Here is a 15,920-nt window from a genome sequence, read left to right as displayed (position 1 = left end):
AAATAATTATACAGTGTTTTCACTAGATAATATATCGGTCTTTAGCTTTATTCATTAGTAATTTCTCTCATAGAAAGGCTAAAAGTAACATATATCTCAATTTATAAACAAATTACTTAGCCTCAATAGTAACTTCAAATTATTCGTTATTAAATTTTCTTATTAAGTCTTTAAACTCTTCTTCGGATTTAAATTCAAACGTAATTTTACCGATATTTTTACTAGTAGAAATATCTACTTTTGTACCAAATTTTTCTTTTAAAAGACGTTCTTGCTTTTGAATAAATTTCGGTTTCAAATGAGCTGATTTCGCGCTATTTTTAGACTCCTTACCGTCTTGTAATTCTGCGACAATATTTTCTAAATATCTTACACTCCATGCTTCTCGAATAGCTTGTTTTGCTAATTTATTCATAGTCGTAGTATCTTTTACACCTAATAAAGTACGGCCGTGAGCTCCTGATAATTTCCCATTTTTCACTAACTTAGAAACTTCTGTTGGTAAATTTAACAGTCTCAACATATTAGCAATATACGGCCGTGATTTACCCAGTCTTTCTGCGACTTTTTGTTGCGTAATACCTAAATCATCCATCAACCGCTTATAACTTTCAGCTTCTTCAATCGCATTTAAATCTTCACGTTGTAAATTTTCAATAATGGCTAGCTCCATCATGTCAGAATCTGACAACTCTTTTACAATAGCAGGTACCTCGTCTAATCCAGCTATTTGCGAAGCTCTAAATCGTCTTTCTCCCACTACAATATAGTAACCTTGAATCGTTTTGCGTAAAACGATTGGTTGCAAGATGCCATGCGTGCGAATAGAATCAGCTAAATCTTGTAATCTATCTTCATCAAATGTTTTACGGGGTTGATAAGGATTAGCTTTTATCTCTGAAATAGCTACTTTTTGTACTTGCTCATTTTGATTTAACGTTAGTCGTTCGTCGTGTTCATATTCCACAATATTTTGCCTCCTCTCTTTTATGCATTAAAAAATTTAATATTTTAAATCATAATATAGTATCTGATGTTATGCCTCTTTTTTCACTTTAATTTTAAAAAATATTTCATAATTTTCACAAGAGCTGATCAACTTATTCGTCGAAAGTTATAAAAAATTTTTTTAAAAGCTGTAACTCAATCATATCAATGTATTAAACGCTTTCCGAAATAACTATTTAATCTAAATTTTCAGAAAAATTATTGACAAATGTAATTTGGGTCTGTAAGCTATGAATTAACTTAAAAAAACACAAATTACACACGGTAATAAGGAAAGTAAAACTTACACTGCTGATACAGAGAGTCTCGTAAGCTGAGAAGAGGCATAGAAAGAAAGTTTGAAAATGGCCTTTGAGTGTTGATGCCAATATGAGGTATCAACGGGTTCGCCCGTTATAGCGATACAGTATTAACATTTTTGTTTAATGGCGTACTGGAATATTAGACGTCGCTAAATTATCGTTAATACTCATTTACTTATATAAGCTAAATGAGTTTTTTATTAGAAGTTATTAACTATAAATAACGATAATAAGGTGGTCCCTTGTTCAGTACGGATTAAGTCAAATTTGGCGTACTGTTTGAGGTTACTTTAGCAATAAAGTAATAAACAAAGGTGGTACCGCGAAACAAGCTTTCGTCCTTTACATCCGATACATATCGGGTTTAAAGGACGGAAGCTTTTTTTATTGAGAATAAATTAGGAGGGTTTGACATGAAAGATACTCAATTAGCGCAAATTTCCTTAACTAAAGATACGACTGGTGCAATTGCTAATCCAATCTATTTGTCTACTGCATATCAACATCCTCATCTTGGACAATCAACAGGATACGATTATACGAGAACAAAGAACCCTACACGATCAGCATTTGAAGAATCATTTGCCAAGTTAGAAGGCGGGCTTGCATCCTTTGCTACATCAAGTGGTATGGCTGCTATCCAGTTAGTCTGTAACTTGTTTAAGCCAGGCGATGAAATTTTAGTAGCTTTTGATTTATACGGTGGCACATTTAGACTATTTGATTTTTATGAAAAGCAATACGGTATTAAATTCATTTATGTAGATTTTTTAAATTATGAAGAAGTCACGACACATATTACGCCTAATACTAAAGCACTTTTCATCGAACCTATTTCAAACCCACAAATGATTGAAATCGATATTGAGCCATATTACGTACTTAGTAAAAAACATAATTTATTAACCATTATCGACAATACGTTTTTAACACCTTATCTATCAACGCCATTAGAAGAAGGCGCAGATATCGTTCTTCACTCTGCTACAAAATATATCGGTGGACACAATGATGTATTAGCAGGCGTAGTTACGGTCAAAGATGAAACTTTAGCGGAACAACTTGGTCAATTCCATAATATGATTGGCGCAACATTATCACCACTTGATAGTTATTTACTACAACGTGGTTTGAAAACATTACATTTAAGAATTGATCGCTCTCAAGAAAATGCACAGAAGTTAGCCGAAAGGTGTCAAACGTCAGAATCGATTGATGAAGTACTTTATAGCGGTAAAACAGGGATGTTAAGTTTACGACTTAATAAGGCTTACAGCGTCGCTAAATTTTTGGAAAATTTAGAAATTTGTATTTTTGCTGAGAGTTTAGGTGGAACTGAAACGTTCATTACTTTCCCTTATACACAAACACACGTTGATATGCCTGATGAAGAAAAAGATAAACGTGGTATCGACGAACACTTAATCAGACTATCTATTGGTATTGAAGACTATAACGATATTGAAGCAGATATTATTCAAGCACTAGAGAATTCTAAAGTAGGAGTGATTTCATGAGTTTATCCAAAGAAACAGAAGTCATTTTTGATGAACATAGAGGCATAGATTACAATTCAGCGAACCCACCATTATACGATTCTTCTACTTTTCACCAAAGTATCCTAGGTGGTAACGCTAAATTCGATTATGCAAGAAGTGGTAATCCTAATCGTCAATTACTTGAGGAAAAATTAGCCAAACTTGAAGGCGGCAAATATGCTTACGCTTTTGCCTCAGGCATAGCTGCAATTTCAGCAGTACTACTTACGTTAAAAGCCGAAGATCACGTCATTCTTCCAGATGATGTTTACGGCGGTACGTTCAGATTAACTGAACAAATCCTTAATCGTTTTAATATTCGATTTACTACAGTTAATGCTACCAACCCTACTGAAATTGAACACGCTATTCAAGAGAACACTAAATTAATTTATGTAGAAACACCTTCAAACCCATGCTTTAAAATTACCGATATTCAAGCAGTTGCTAACATTGCACACCAACATGATTTACTACTCGCTGTTGATAATACTTTTATGACGCCTTTAGGTCAATCACCGCTTGCTCTAGGCGCCGACATCGTTGTCCATTCAGCTACTAAGTTTTTAGGAGGCCATAGCGATATTATAGCTGGTGCTGCAATTACAAATCGTAAAGATGTGGCAGATGCACTTTATTTACTTCAAAACGGTACAGGTACTGCCCTTTCCGCACACGATAGTTGGACTTTAGCTAAACACTTAAAAACTTTACCAGTGCGTTTTAAACAATCCACATCAAATGCGGAACAACTTGTTGAATTTTTAAGCAATCGAGACGAAATTGCCGAAGTATATTATCCCGGAAATAGCTCACTCCACTTGTCTCAAGCAAAAAGTGGTGGCGCCGTTATCGGTTTCAGATTAAAAGATGAAACAAAGGCCCAAGCTTTTGTAGATGCACTTACTTTACCCTTAATTTCAGTAAGTTTAGGCGGTGTAGAAACGATTCTTTCGCACCCTGCTACAATGTCACACGCTGCCGTTCCTGAACACGTTCGAAATGAACGCGGTATTACATTCGGCTTATTCCGATTAAGTGTAGGTCTAGAACAACCTCAAGAATTAATTGCAGACATCAACTACGCATTAAAGGAGGCTTTCAATGAGTCGCTTATTAAACCAATTACAGAACAACGTTTTAGTAGCTGATGGCGCAATGGGAACCATCCTCTATTCGGAGGGTCTCGACACTTGTCCTGAAGCTTACAACCTTACTCATCCTGACAAAGTTGAACGCATCCATCGTTCCTATATAGAAGCTGGTGCCGACATTATACAAACCAATACTTATGGGGCTAATTTTGAAAAGTTAAAAACCTTTGGCTTAGAACACAAAGTGAAAGAAATTCATAAAGCAGCTGTACAAATCGCAAAACGCGCAGCTAACCCAACTACTTTCATATTAGGTACAGTTGGCGGTTTCAGAGGATTAAAACAAGAAGAATTACCATTATCTACCATACAGTATCATGCAGAAAATCAAATTGACACACTTGTAGAAGAAGGTGTAGATGGCTTACTCTTCGAAACTTATTACGATTTAGAAGAATTAACCAACATCGTTACTAGTACACGTCGTAAATATGACATACCAATTATCGCTCAACTTACCGCTTCAAATACAAATTATTTAGTCGATGGTACAGAAATTAACACAGCTTTAAAACAATTAGTTGAATGCGGGGCTAATGTTGTGGGCTTAAATTGTCATCATGGTCCTCACCATATGCAACGTTCTTTCTCTCATATCGAATTACCGGAAAAGGCGTACCTTTCATGCTATCCCAATGCTAGCCTACTCGATATTGAGAACAAAGAATATCGCTATAGTGACAATGCTCAATATTTCGGTGACGTCGCTCAAGAATTGATTAACGAAGGCGTACGATTAATTGGTGGTTGTTGTGGAACAACTCCCGAACACATTGCTTACATCAAAACATCTGTTAAAGATTTAAAACCTGTAACTTCAAAAAACGTCATTCCAATTAATCGTAAAACAAATCGTGCTATTACTCATACGTATAAACACAACTTAACGACGAAAGTTAAGAACGGCCCTACCGTAATCGTTGAATTAGACACACCTAAACATTTAGATACTGATTTATTCTTTGAAAATATCGCAAAATTAGATGAAGCCAAAGTAGATGCCGTAACACTTGCTGATAACTCACTTGCCACGGTGCGTGTCAGCAATATTGCAGCAGCAAGTATTATCCGACAGCGCTATGATATTGAACCGCTCGTTCATATCACCTGTCGTGATCGCAATTTAATCGGCTTACAATCTCATTTGCTTGGATTATCACTCATAGGTGTTAACGAAATTCTTGCCATTACTGGTGACCCTTCAAAAGTAGGTCATCTACCTGGAGCGTCAAATGTTTATGACGTCAACTCCAAAGGATTAACAGAATTGGCTTTACGATTTAACCAAGGTATCAATACAGACGGTGATGCGCTGAAGAAACATACAAACTTCAACATCGCTGGTGCGTTTGACCCTAACGTTCGCAAACTAGACGGCGCAGTTAAACGCTTAGAGAAAAAGATAGCAGCGGGCATGAGTTATTTCATCACACAACCTGTTTATAGTAAGGAGAAAATTAAAGAAGTATATGAGGCGACTAAATACCTTAATACTCCACTATTTATAGGTATCATGCCAATCGTGAGCTATAATAACGCACTTTTCCTACATAACGAAGTCCCTGGTATTAAGATGTCGGAAGATATATTAAACCAATTTAAAGCAGTAAAAGATGATAAAGAAAAAACAAAAGAGTTAAGTTTGAGACTTTCTAAAGAATTAATCGATACAGTTCATGAGTACTTTAATGGTTTGTACATTATTACACCTTTCCAACGTATTGATTATTCGTTAGAACTCGCAGCGTATTCTAAAGCAATTACCCAAAACAAGGAGGCAATATCATGACAACAATTACAACTTCAAATTTAGGATTCCCAAGACTAGGTAGAAAAAGAGAATGGAAAAAAGCAATTGAAAGCTACTGGGCTAAAAAAATTGATAAAGCAGAATTAGATCAAACGTTAACTGACTTACATCGAGAAAATTTATTACTCCAAAAAAATTATAATTTAGATAGCGTACCAGTTGGTGATTTCTCATTATATGACCACATTCTTGATACATCATTATTATTCAACATTATCCCTGAACGTTTCCAAGGACGCGAAGTAAACGATGACTTACTATTTGATATTGCGCGCGGTAATAAAGAACATGTCGCGAGTGCATTAATTAAATGGTTTAATACGAACTATCACTATATTGTGCCAGAATGGAACAATGTCGAACCTAAAGTAAATCGTAACGTATTATTAGACCGTTTTAACTATGCGAAATCTCTTAATGTTAATGCACATCCTGTCATCGTTGGACCAATTACTTTTGTGAAATTATCTAAAGGTGGCAACCAATCATTCGAAGAAAAAGTACAAACTTTACTTCCATTATATAAAGAAGTGCTTCAATCACTTGTAGATGCTGGCGCTGAATATATTCAAGTTGATGAACCAATTTTAGTGACAGATGAAAGTGCAAACTATGAAGATATTACGAAAGAAGCTTATAACTATTTTGCTGAAGCGGGATTAGCAGATAAATTAGTGATTCAAACTTACTTTGAACGTGCAAATGTTAAATTCTTAAGTTCATTACCAGTTGGTGGTTTAGGTTTAGACTTTGTACACGATAATGGCTATAACTTAAAACAAATTGAAGCAGGTGACTTCGATAAATCTAAAACGTTATACGCTGGTATCATCGACGGACGTAATGTTTGGGCAGCTGACATCGAAAGTAAGAAAGAATTAATTGAATCATTACAGCACTACGCTGAAACTATCGTCATTCAACCATCATCTTCATTATTACATGTGCCTGTGTCATTAGATGATGAAACATTAGATGAGTCTATCGAAGAAGGTTTAAGTTTCGCTACTGAAAAGTTAGACGAGTTAGACGCACTTCGCCGTTTATTCAATAATAACGACAGCAAAAAATACGACGAGTTAAAAGCACGTTATGAACGTTTCCAAAGTCAATCATTCAAAAACTTAGAATATGACTTTGACAGCGTGCCAACAAGCCGTAAATCAGCATTCCCTGAACGTAAAAAAGTACAAGATGCACGTTTAAATTTACCGGATTTACCAACTACAACGATTGGTTCATTCCCTCAAACACGTGAAGTTCGTAAATATCGTGCTGACTGGAAGAACCATCGCATTTCAGATGAAGAATATAACAATTTCTTGGAAAGTGAAATTGCACGTTGGATTAAAATCCAAGAAGACATTGGTTTAGATGTACTTGTGCACGGAGAATTCGAACGTAACGACATGGTTGAGTTCTTTGGTGAAAAACTTCAAGGTTTCCTAGTAACTAAGTTTGGTTGGGTTCAATCTTATGGTTCACGTGCCGTAAAACCACCAGTTATTTATGGAGATGTAAAATGGACTGAACCTTTAACAGTCAAAGAAACGGTTTATGCACAAAGTTTAACTGACAAACCTGTAAAAGGTATGTTAACAGGTCCTGTTACTATCTTAAACTGGTCATTCGAACGTGTAGACGTTCCACGTAAAGTAGTTCAAGATCAAATCGCATTAGCAATTGATGAAGAAGTATTAGCATTAGAAGAAGCGGGTATTAAAGTAATCCAAGTAGATGAACCAGCATTACGTGAAGGTTTACCATTACGTTCTGAATATCATGAACAATATCTTGCAGATGCAGTAAATTCATTCAAACTTGCAACATCTTCAGTCCAAGATGAAACTCAAATTCATACGCATATGTGTTATTCTCAATTTGGTCAAATCATCCATGCCATCCACGATTTAGATGCAGATGTTATCTCTATTGAAACATCACGTAGTCATGGTGATTTAATCAAAGACTTTGAAGACATTAACTATGATCTAGGTATTGGCTTAGGTGTTTATGACATCCACAGTCCACGTATTCCTACTGAAGATGAAATTGCGACTGCAATTGATCGTTCTTTACAACAAATTGACCGTTCATTATTCTGGGTTAACCCAGACTGCGGCTTAAAAACACGTAAAGAAGACGAAGTGAAAGACGCATTAACAGTGTTAGTCAACACAGTACGTAAAAAACGTGAAGAAACTAGCCAAAACAAACCAGCATAAGGGAGTAAGGAGCAAGGAGCAGTACAGAAATTACATGTAATTTCGTAGTACTGCCCCGGCATAGGTGACTAGAACTGAATCATGCTTTCTTAAAAGTGACGATTCAGTTCAGTTAGCTGCTGCCAAATAATATTTATGAATTACTATTATTGGAGGTGTTAACTATGTCAAATTATCCATTATGGGATCAATTATCCACATTAAAAGAAAGTGAATGGGTTGATTTAACACATACCTTTGACCCCGAAATCCCCCGCTTCAGCGAATTTGAAAAAGGAGAAGTGTCAACGCTATTTACTGTCAAAGACCACGGGTTTTATGTACAACGTTGGAATATTGTGACACAATACGGCACACATATTGATGCGCCAATTCACTTTGTTGAGAATAAGCGCTATCTAGAAGAATTAGATTTAAAAGAATTAGTCTTGCCTCTTATTGTCTTAGACTTTTCAAAAGAAGCAACAGAAAATGCTGATTTCATCGTGACTAGAGATTATTTAGAACAATGGGAAGCTGCGAACGGTAAAATTGAAGAAGGCACGTTTGTAGCTTTACGTACTGATTGGTCTAAACGCTGGCCAGATATTGAAAAATTTGAAAATAAAGATGCTGAGGGTAACCAACATTTACCAGGTTGGGGGCTAGATGCCTTAAAATTCTTAATCGAAGAACGTGGCGTAAAATCTATCGGTCATGAAACGTTTGATACAGATGCTTCTGTCGATACAGCTAAAAATGGAGATATTGTCGGAGAACGCTATATTCTTGGACAAGATACTTTCCAACTGGAGTTATTAACAAATTTAGATCAATTACCTACACGCGGTGCAGTTATTTATGCAATTAGCCCGAAACCTAAAGACGCACCAGGATTCCCAGTGCGCGCATTCGCAATAAAACCTTAAATTAAATTTTTTAAATGACACTTTTAGGCTTGATAGTGAGCGATCAAAGCCAATACCTTCCTATTATTATTGAAATTCCCTATCGCACAAGCCATTACGAGTTGGTATGCGATAGGGTTTTTTATAAGATTTTTATTTAACACCATACTGTTTGATGATTTCTATAATTTCCGTATGTATCTCAGGATGTGCAATAATTGCCCCTTTTACATGATTTAAATCAATATCATTTCCTTCTATATCTGTAACAACTAATCCTAATTCTTTCGCATAAAGTATTTGTGCACTCATATCCCAGAGATTTGCTCCTACATCAATACTAGCGCCAAAATCTCCTGTGATTGTTCTTAATGCGCCGATACCTCCAGCGCCAATGAAACGGAAACCATGAGCTTTAGATAATAACGCATTTAAAAGGTCAGAACTTGAATGTTTGGGATCAATTGAAACTAAGGCATCTTTAAGATGTTGGTAAGTCTTAGGTTGAAGCGGTTGGTCGTTTATAGTGACCCCTTGGTCCTTCACTGCTTTGTATAATTTTTGTTGATAAAAATCATAAGTATACGCTAATAATGGCTCACCATTATAAAACAAACTTAAGATTAAACAATAATCTTTCCCTTGTTTCACAAGATTTGTTGTACCATCAATTGGATCAATTGCCCATGCGTAGCCTTTATACATATCGACTTCAGTATTACTTTTTTCTTCCCCCATTAATTGATGGTCTGGATAATATTTATTGATGAGCTTAGTGAAATCAGCTTGAACTTCTTTATCGATATTTGTCACTAAATCCAATTCATTTTTCTTCGTTTCAACATAAAAATCTTGTTGCATTTGTTCTACTTTCAACGCAATCATTTGAATCCACTGTTCAATTCGATGATTAATATCTTGTAATGCTTCCATGCTTCACTCACCTTTTAGAATTATTAGTTCCTAATCATTTATATTTTATATCCAAAGTCCAGATTCTTCTAATCAATCTATCTAGTTTCTTCAATATATCCAATTCACTTGCATCATACCCGTTACAATTTAACGCACTCTGTAAATTCTCCTCATTTTCTCTTAGATTAATTAAAACTTTAACGGGTAATTCAATAATATCTTACTTATCTCGTATTTAATAAGGGGGAGAAATTAAATGACTAATAAAACAATTTATGACGTTATTGAAACTGGCGTGAATTATATATTATCTGTGTACGATAATTGGAACGTTAAAGAAGTATTAGATAATGAAGATAACTTCTTCCCAAATACATTACATTGGCAATATGGTCATGTGTTAACTATCTTTGAAGAAGCCCTTGCATTAGGCAATCAAAATGTAGTAGACGTTGAAAAATATCATAAATTATTCGGTTATGGCTCTAACCCTGGTGATTGGGAAGGCCAAGATGTCCCTTCAATTGAAGAAATCAAAAAAGATTTAAAAACACTTCCTGAACGTGCTCAAAAATTAACAGATGAAGAGTTACAACAAGAATTAGACCAACCAGTAGCTGGATTTAAAACACTAGATGAATTACTAGTATTAAATGCCATTCATGTGCCTTTACATGCAGGTAAAATTGAAGAAATGACGCGTGTACTTAGAGAACAACATCAGCATTAATTTTTAAAATTATTAAAGCTAAAGGTGATAAATATGGAAATTATTGCTAGTAGTATTTTTGTAGAGAATCAAGAAGAAACATTACAATTTTATACAGACATTTTAGGATTTGAAAAGAAAGAAGATGAGCCTGTAGGTGAAGGTTATCGCTGGATTGCATTAGCGTCTCCTAATTCTTCTAATAAAACACAACTTATTTTAGAACCGAATGGCGACCCGATTGCTAAAGACTTTCAAACTCGCTTATTTGAAGCTGGTATTCCTATTACTATGTTTGGGGTTTCAGATGTTCACAAAGAATATGAAAAGTTAAGTCAAAAAGGCGTTAAATTCACTGTAGCACCTGCTAAAGTAGGTAAAAATAATATGGCAATTTTTGACGACACATGTGGTAATCTAATTCAAATTATTGATAAATAATTAAAACTCAAACGCTTAACAGATATTATAACTCAAGGACTGTTAAGCGTTCTTTATACATATTTATTCACTAAAGTTTTGTGCAAATTTTACAATAATCTCTTTATAAGTATTTAAAGAATTAATTTCTGCATACTTACCACTGATTTTTCACTGCTTCGTACTCATCTCGCAATAAACTATACACATAACTGTCCGAGAACTCGCCACGCAAACGTTCATTACTTCTTAATACGCCCTCTTGAGTGAATCCCAATCGCTCAGGTATCGCGCGACTTTTGGGATTACGCGTTGCCATCTGAATTTCCACCCGATTAATGTCGAACTCCTCAAATACGTATTGAATCAATACTTTTGTGCACGCTGTCATAATTCCCTTTTTCTGAAAATGCTGAGCCAAATAATAGCCGATAGACGTACGCTTATTAACTAAATCTAAATAATGCAAGCCGATGACACCTACTAATTCATCGTCATACCATATGCCGCAATGAAATCCATCACCACGTGTAAATTGTAACAACGCCGACTGAATAAACTTCTTACTGTGTTCAACCTCAGTAGTGTACGCTACAAATGGCAAGAACTCCCCTAAATACTCACGATTGCTATCTACTAACTTAAACAATTGATCCGCTTCACGTTCTTCCAAAATTTTCAACTTCACATGTTCATTGACCTCATACCCAAACATCATCCCTATCCCCTCCAGTTAAAAATTTCTAATTATTCAGTAAATTAAATATATAATAGCATTTTTATTATCAAAATTGTAAATGCTTAATATTGCTAGTTTTTATAGCATAATTTAAAACATAGCAATACATATTAATAATGTATAATAAAACGCAACTAAAACCATCTAATAATTGTAAATTTTAGTAATTAAAATAATGAAAATAATGTGAAAGTTATTATTTTTACTTTTAATAAAGTTGTCTTTTTTATTTCCTATGATACAGTCAAATATGTACAAACAGTTTTTATAGGGAGTGTTTTAAGTTGAGCAAAGTTAAAATACGACACTTAACGAAAGTGTTTGGGAGAAAACAACAAAAAGCACTAAAGTTAGTTCAAGAGGGCAAATCTAAAAAAGAAATATTTGAACAAACAGGTGCTACCGTTGGTGTTTACGATGTTAATTTTGATGTTAATGACGGGGAAATATTTGTCATCATGGGACTTTCAGGAAGTGGTAAATCAACATTGATTCGTTTGATTAATCGTTTAATTGAACCAACATCCGGTAGTATTTACATTAACGATGATGAAATATCAAAAATGTCGAAAAAGGAATTACGAGAGATTCGTCGTACCAAGGTAAATATGGTTTTTCAGAATTTTGGTCTTTTTCCAAAAAGAACTATCTTAGAAAATACTGAATATGGCTTAGAAATTAGAGGGATAAATAAAGCTGAGAGACAAAAGAGAGCGGAACAAGCATTAGATGATACAGGTCTCTTATCATTTAAAAATCAATATCCCAATCAATTATCTGGTGGTATGCAACAACGTGTTGGCTTAGCGCGTGCGCTTGCTAATGATTCAGATATATTGTTAATGGACGAAGCTTTCTCTGCGTTGGATCCGCTTATTCGAAAAGATATGCAAAATGATTTATTAAAATTACAAGAAAAAATGAAAAAGATAATTATCTTTATTACACATGATTTAAATGAAGCATTACGTATTGGAGATCGCATTGCATTAATGCGTGATGGCAAGATTATACAAATTGGTACTGGTGAAGAGATTCTAACAAATCCAGCCAATGATTTCGTTAGTGAGTTTACTGAAGATGTGGATCGTTCTAAAATACTCACTGCTGAAAATATAATGGAAACTCCATTAACTATTAATATTGAAAATGAAGGACCAAATGTCGCATTACAAAGAATGAGAGAAGAAGAAGTCAGTATGCTGTTAGCTGTGGATAGTAAGCGTCAATTAAAAGGAAGCATTACTGCTGAAAATGCGTTAAAAGCAAGAGAAGACGGTGCGTCAATAAAAGATATTTATGAACCAAACGTACAGACAATACATAAAGATACGTTAATCATTGATATATTTAATATCATTTATGATTCACCTACGCCTTTAGCCGTCACTGACGAAAATGGTCGTCTTATTGGTGTAGTTGTTCGTGGTAGTGTCATAGGAGCTATGAGCAATAAAAATTCAAATTCTAATAATAGAGAGGAAGTGACAACAAATGTTTAACTTTCTCAGTTCACAATTACCTTTTTCTAATTGGATTGACAATATTGTAGATTGGCTAACTAAAAACTTTTCTGGCCTATTCTCATTCTTACAGACAATTGGTAATTCAATCATGAACTTTATGACTGATATCTTAACGGCAATCCCACCATTTTTAATGATAGCCTTATTAGTTATCATTGCATTTTTCGTGTTTAATCGTAAATTAGGATTCCCAATATTTGTTCTAATCGGATTATTGTTTATTTATAATCAAGATATGTGGGACGATTTAATGAATACAGTCACATTAGTTATTATTTCAAGTATTATAGCAATTATCATTGGTGTGCCACTAGGTATACTTATGTCTAAAAGTGACACAGTTGAAAAGATAGTTAAACCGTTATTAGATTTAATGCAAACAATGCCAGGATTTGTATATTTAATACCTGCTGTTGCATTCTTTGGTATAGGCATGGTGCCTGGCGTATTTGCGTCAGTCATTTTCTCCCTACCTCCTACTGTTCGAATGACAAATTTAGGTATTCGCTCTATTTCAAAAGAACTAGTCGAAACCTCTGATTCATTTGGTTCAACACCTTGGCAAAGACTATTTAAACTAGATTTACCCATGGCGAAAGAAAATATTTTCGCCGGTATTAACCAAACTATCATGTTAACACTATCTATGGTAGTCATTGCCTCAATGATAGGTACGCCTGGTTTAGGTGAAGGTGTTTTAGCAGCTGTACAACGTTCAGAAGTAGGTAATGGCTTTGTATTTGGTATTGGTATAGTTATTTTAGCTATCATTATCGATCGTTTTACACAAGCTATGAATCGTCCAAATAAAACTAAATTATCTAAAAAGAAAAAGTTAATTATTGGTGCTATTTTACCAATTTTAGCTATACTTGCTATCATAATTACACTGTTGTTACCAGGTAATGCAGGTTCTAGTAAGGGAACAATCACGTTAGCATATGCACAACAAGACGACCAAGTAGTCTCAACGAATGTTATTGCTCAAGTATTAGAAGAACAAGGCTATAATGTTAAGATGACTTCTTTAGACATCCCTGTCACATGGAAAGCTGTAGCTAATGGCGAAGCTGATGCGATGACAGGTGCATGGATTCCAGTTACTCATAAGGCGCAATATAAGGAATATAAAAATGACTTAGATAATCTAGGTCCACATATCGATGGTGAAGCTAAACTTGGTTTAGTTGTTCCAAAATATATGGACGTTGATTCTATTGAAGATTTAAAAGATCAAGCTGATAAAAAAATCACTGGTATCGAACCAGGTGCTGGCATCGTTCAAGCTACCGATAAAACGTTGAAATCATATCCAAACCTTAAAGGATGGAAACAAATCAATTCTTCAACAGGCGCTATGAATGCCGAATTAAAACGTGCGATTAAAAGTAAAAAAGATATTGTCATTACTGGTTGGAATCCATACTGGATCTTCCAACGCTATGACTTAAAATATTTAAAAGATCCTAAAGGTACTATGGGGAAATCAGAAAATATCAATACAATGGCACGTAAAGGGCTTAAAAAAGATATGCCAGAAGCTTATAAAATATTAGATAATTTCAAGTGGTCTGTAGATGATATGGAATCTATCATGCTTGAAATTGAAAACGGTAAAGATCCTAAAGACGCAACTAAAGAATGGATTGATAATAACCGTGATAAAGTAAAACAATGGACGAAATAAACGCTTCAATATTCTTGAGATTAAGCAACATTAAGTTGTTTAATCTCTTTTTTGGTGTTGAGGCAAATGGAAGCGAACAAAAAATAATATCTCTATAATAAATTAAGGACATTTCTCATCATACGATAAGGAATACTCTCTTTTATCTTATATTTTGAATTTTTTAATATTAAAATGATAAGAAGAACCTTTTTGAAATAAACTATTTATTGTTATATGCTTAATTTAAGAAATAAATATTAAATACATAATAGATTTATCCTTAATATTCAGATATAAAGGAGATTATTTATGCTATTCACAGTAATATTTTATTTATGTATTATTGGCTCGTCCACAGTACCTGCTATTATTCTTATAATGAAGAAAAACAAAGAGAAATAAACTGTGTGCTAACTAATGTTTTTAATGGCACGTACAAAAAAGTAAATCATTCCTACCACAAGTCTAGCAATAATCTCTGTAATAATTTCAAATCCCATTTCACGAAAGAAACCTCTACGTTTTTCTTTTTTCAACAATAGCACCTACCTTTGATATTTTAATAATAATTATTAGAATAAAGATAAATATATCAACATATACAATTAAATAATTTTTTTATTTATCAACCGATATTTGCGTAGAACCAGAAAAAACACCTCCGTATGATTCATTTTAATATGAATTCAACGAAAGTGTTTTTATATAATTCCTACTAATTGGGGTCAGCCCAGCTGTTAAATCAACGTTTAAGCCTTTTAAGTTAGTTAACATAATTTATCCTTATGGGTAGTTAGTTTGTATAGTTTCTTCATTTAATAGTAATCTAAAATCTCTTGTAAAACTTGTTTTATATTATTGCACAAACTCTTTGGACTTAAAGCTATACATTTTTACCACAAGATATAATTATTTAGGATACAAAATCCCCATCTTTTTTATTGATATTTATTTTCAATATATATTTATCATCTAACCTATCTATAGTGATATTAGACCACAGATGATTTTGTAATAA

Annotated in this window: 13 protein-coding genes; 9 read left to right on the top strand and 4 right to left on the bottom strand. The window is 34.1% G+C overall.

Features of this window, described 5'->3' with window-relative positions:
- Positions 1–139: 139 nt before the first annotated feature.
- Positions 140–967, bottom strand: coding sequence for a ParB/RepB/Spo0J family partition protein (locus tag CD128_RS08005; RefSeq protein WP_103329469.1), 828 nt, complete (start codon positions 965–967; stop codon positions 140–142).
- A 756-nt stretch (positions 968–1,723) separates the two neighbouring features.
- Between CD128_RS08005 and CD128_RS07995 the strand changes: the two genes are divergently transcribed.
- The 5 genes from CD128_RS07995 (at position 1,724) to CD128_RS07975 (ending at position 8,945) form a co-directional block, all read left to right on the top strand.
- A complete protein-coding gene (locus CD128_RS07995; protein ID WP_103329468.1) occupies positions 1,724–2,827 on the top strand; it encodes a PLP-dependent transferase in 1,104 nt (367 codons plus the stop codon).
- Positions 2,824–3,999 (top strand): cystathionine beta-lyase MetC, encoded by a 1,176-nt coding sequence (gene metC, locus CD128_RS07990; protein ID WP_103329467.1) that lies wholly within the window; start codon positions 2,824–2,826, stop codon positions 3,997–3,999. The genes CD128_RS07995 and metC overlap by 4 nt, the downstream gene beginning before the upstream one ends.
- On the top strand, positions 3,953–5,791 hold the full coding sequence (locus CD128_RS07985; protein WP_103329466.1) for a bifunctional homocysteine S-methyltransferase/methylenetetrahydrofolate reductase: 1,839 nt from the start codon (positions 3,953–3,955) through the stop codon (positions 5,789–5,791). The genes metC and CD128_RS07985 overlap by 47 nt, the downstream gene beginning before the upstream one ends.
- A complete protein-coding gene (gene metE / locus CD128_RS07980) occupies positions 5,788–8,037 on the top strand; it encodes a 5-methyltetrahydropteroyltriglutamate--homocysteine S-methyltransferase (protein ID WP_103329465.1) in 2,250 nt (749 codons plus the stop codon). The genes CD128_RS07985 and metE overlap by 4 nt, the downstream gene beginning before the upstream one ends.
- Before the next feature lie 164 nt (positions 8,038–8,201).
- Positions 8,202–8,945, top strand: a complete 744-nt coding sequence (locus tag CD128_RS07975; protein ID WP_103329464.1) for a cyclase family protein — start codon at positions 8,202–8,204, stop codon at positions 8,943–8,945.
- Between the two features lie 132 nt (positions 8,946–9,077).
- On the opposite strand, the gene CD128_RS07970 is transcribed toward CD128_RS07975, so the two are convergent.
- Positions 9,078–9,857: an inositol monophosphatase family protein gene (locus CD128_RS07970; protein WP_103329463.1), complete on the bottom strand. Its 780-nt coding sequence runs from the start codon at positions 9,855–9,857 to the stop codon at positions 9,078–9,080.
- Positions 9,858–10,095: 238 nt separating this feature from the next.
- Between CD128_RS07970 and CD128_RS07965 the strand changes: the two genes are divergently transcribed.
- Both CD128_RS07965 and CD128_RS07960 read left to right on the top strand, forming a co-directional pair.
- On the top strand, positions 10,096–10,569 hold the full coding sequence (locus CD128_RS07965; RefSeq protein WP_103329462.1) for a DinB family protein: 474 nt from the start codon (positions 10,096–10,098) through the stop codon (positions 10,567–10,569).
- 33 nt (positions 10,570–10,602) lie between these two features.
- Positions 10,603–10,989, top strand: coding sequence for a VOC family protein (locus CD128_RS07960; protein ID WP_103329461.1), 387 nt, complete (start codon positions 10,603–10,605; stop codon positions 10,987–10,989).
- A gap of 136 nt (positions 10,990–11,125) precedes the next feature.
- Here CD128_RS07960 and CD128_RS07955 read toward each other — a convergent pair whose 3' ends face one another.
- Positions 11,126–11,683: a GNAT family N-acetyltransferase gene (locus tag CD128_RS07955; protein ID WP_103329521.1), complete on the bottom strand. Its 558-nt coding sequence runs from the start codon at positions 11,681–11,683 to the stop codon at positions 11,126–11,128.
- Between the two features lie 308 nt (positions 11,684–11,991).
- On the opposite strand from CD128_RS07955, the gene CD128_RS07950 reads away from it, so the two are divergent.
- Together CD128_RS07950 and CD128_RS07945 are read left to right on the top strand one after the other, a co-directional pair.
- Complete coding sequence (locus tag CD128_RS07950) at positions 11,992–13,209, top strand: quaternary amine ABC transporter ATP-binding protein (RefSeq protein ID WP_103329460.1); 1,218 nt, start codon at positions 11,992–11,994, stop codon at positions 13,207–13,209.
- Positions 13,202–14,920 carry an ABC transporter permease/substrate binding protein gene (locus CD128_RS07945; protein WP_103329459.1) on the top strand — a complete coding sequence of 573 codons (1,719 nt, stop codon included), beginning with the start codon at positions 13,202–13,204 and terminating at the stop codon, positions 14,918–14,920. The genes CD128_RS07950 and CD128_RS07945 overlap by 8 nt, the downstream gene beginning before the upstream one ends.
- 392 nt (positions 14,921–15,312) lie before the next feature.
- Here CD128_RS07945 and CD128_RS11995 read toward each other — a convergent pair whose 3' ends face one another.
- Positions 15,313–15,438: a hypothetical protein gene (locus CD128_RS11995; protein ID WP_269458899.1), complete on the bottom strand. Its 126-nt coding sequence runs from the start codon at positions 15,436–15,438 to the stop codon at positions 15,313–15,315.
- Between the last annotated feature and the right edge of the window lie 482 nt (positions 15,439–15,920).

Origin of the sequence: Staphylococcus croceilyticus (assembly GCF_002902575.1) — a bacterium.
GTDB classification, from domain to species: Bacteria; Bacillota; Bacilli; order Staphylococcales; family Staphylococcaceae; genus Staphylococcus; species Staphylococcus croceilyticus.
The sequence above is the reverse complement of the archived record's forward strand: the minus strand, read 5'-3'. Positions and strand labels throughout refer to the sequence as shown.

Bases quoted from the DNA above. Each gene is read 5' to 3' on its own strand.
- CD128_RS07975 (WP_103329464.1), top strand. From the start codon at position 8,202: ATGTCAAATTATCCATTATGGGATCAATTATCCACATTAAAAGAAAGT.
- CD128_RS07945 (WP_103329459.1), top strand. From the start codon at position 13,202: ATGTTTAACTTTCTCAGTTCACAATTACCTTTTTCTAATTGGATTGAC.
- metE (WP_103329465.1), top strand. From the start codon at position 5,788: ATGACAACAATTACAACTTCAAATTTAGGATTCCCAAGACTAGGTAGA.
- CD128_RS07955 (WP_103329521.1), bottom strand. From the start codon at position 11,683: ATGTTTGGGTATGAGGTCAATGAACATGTGAAGTTGAAAATTTTGGAA.
- CD128_RS07960 (WP_103329461.1), top strand. From the start codon at position 10,603: ATGGAAATTATTGCTAGTAGTATTTTTGTAGAGAATCAAGAAGAAACA.
- CD128_RS07965 (WP_103329462.1), top strand. From the start codon at position 10,096: ATGACTAATAAAACAATTTATGACGTTATTGAAACTGGCGTGAATTAT.
- metC (WP_103329467.1), top strand. From the start codon at position 2,824: ATGAGTTTATCCAAAGAAACAGAAGTCATTTTTGATGAACATAGAGGC.
- CD128_RS07985 (WP_103329466.1), top strand. From the start codon at position 3,953: ATGAGTCGCTTATTAAACCAATTACAGAACAACGTTTTAGTAGCTGAT.
- CD128_RS07995 (WP_103329468.1), top strand. From the start codon at position 1,724: ATGAAAGATACTCAATTAGCGCAAATTTCCTTAACTAAAGATACGACT.
- CD128_RS07970 (WP_103329463.1), bottom strand. From the start codon at position 9,857: ATGGAAGCATTACAAGATATTAATCATCGAATTGAACAGTGGATTCAA.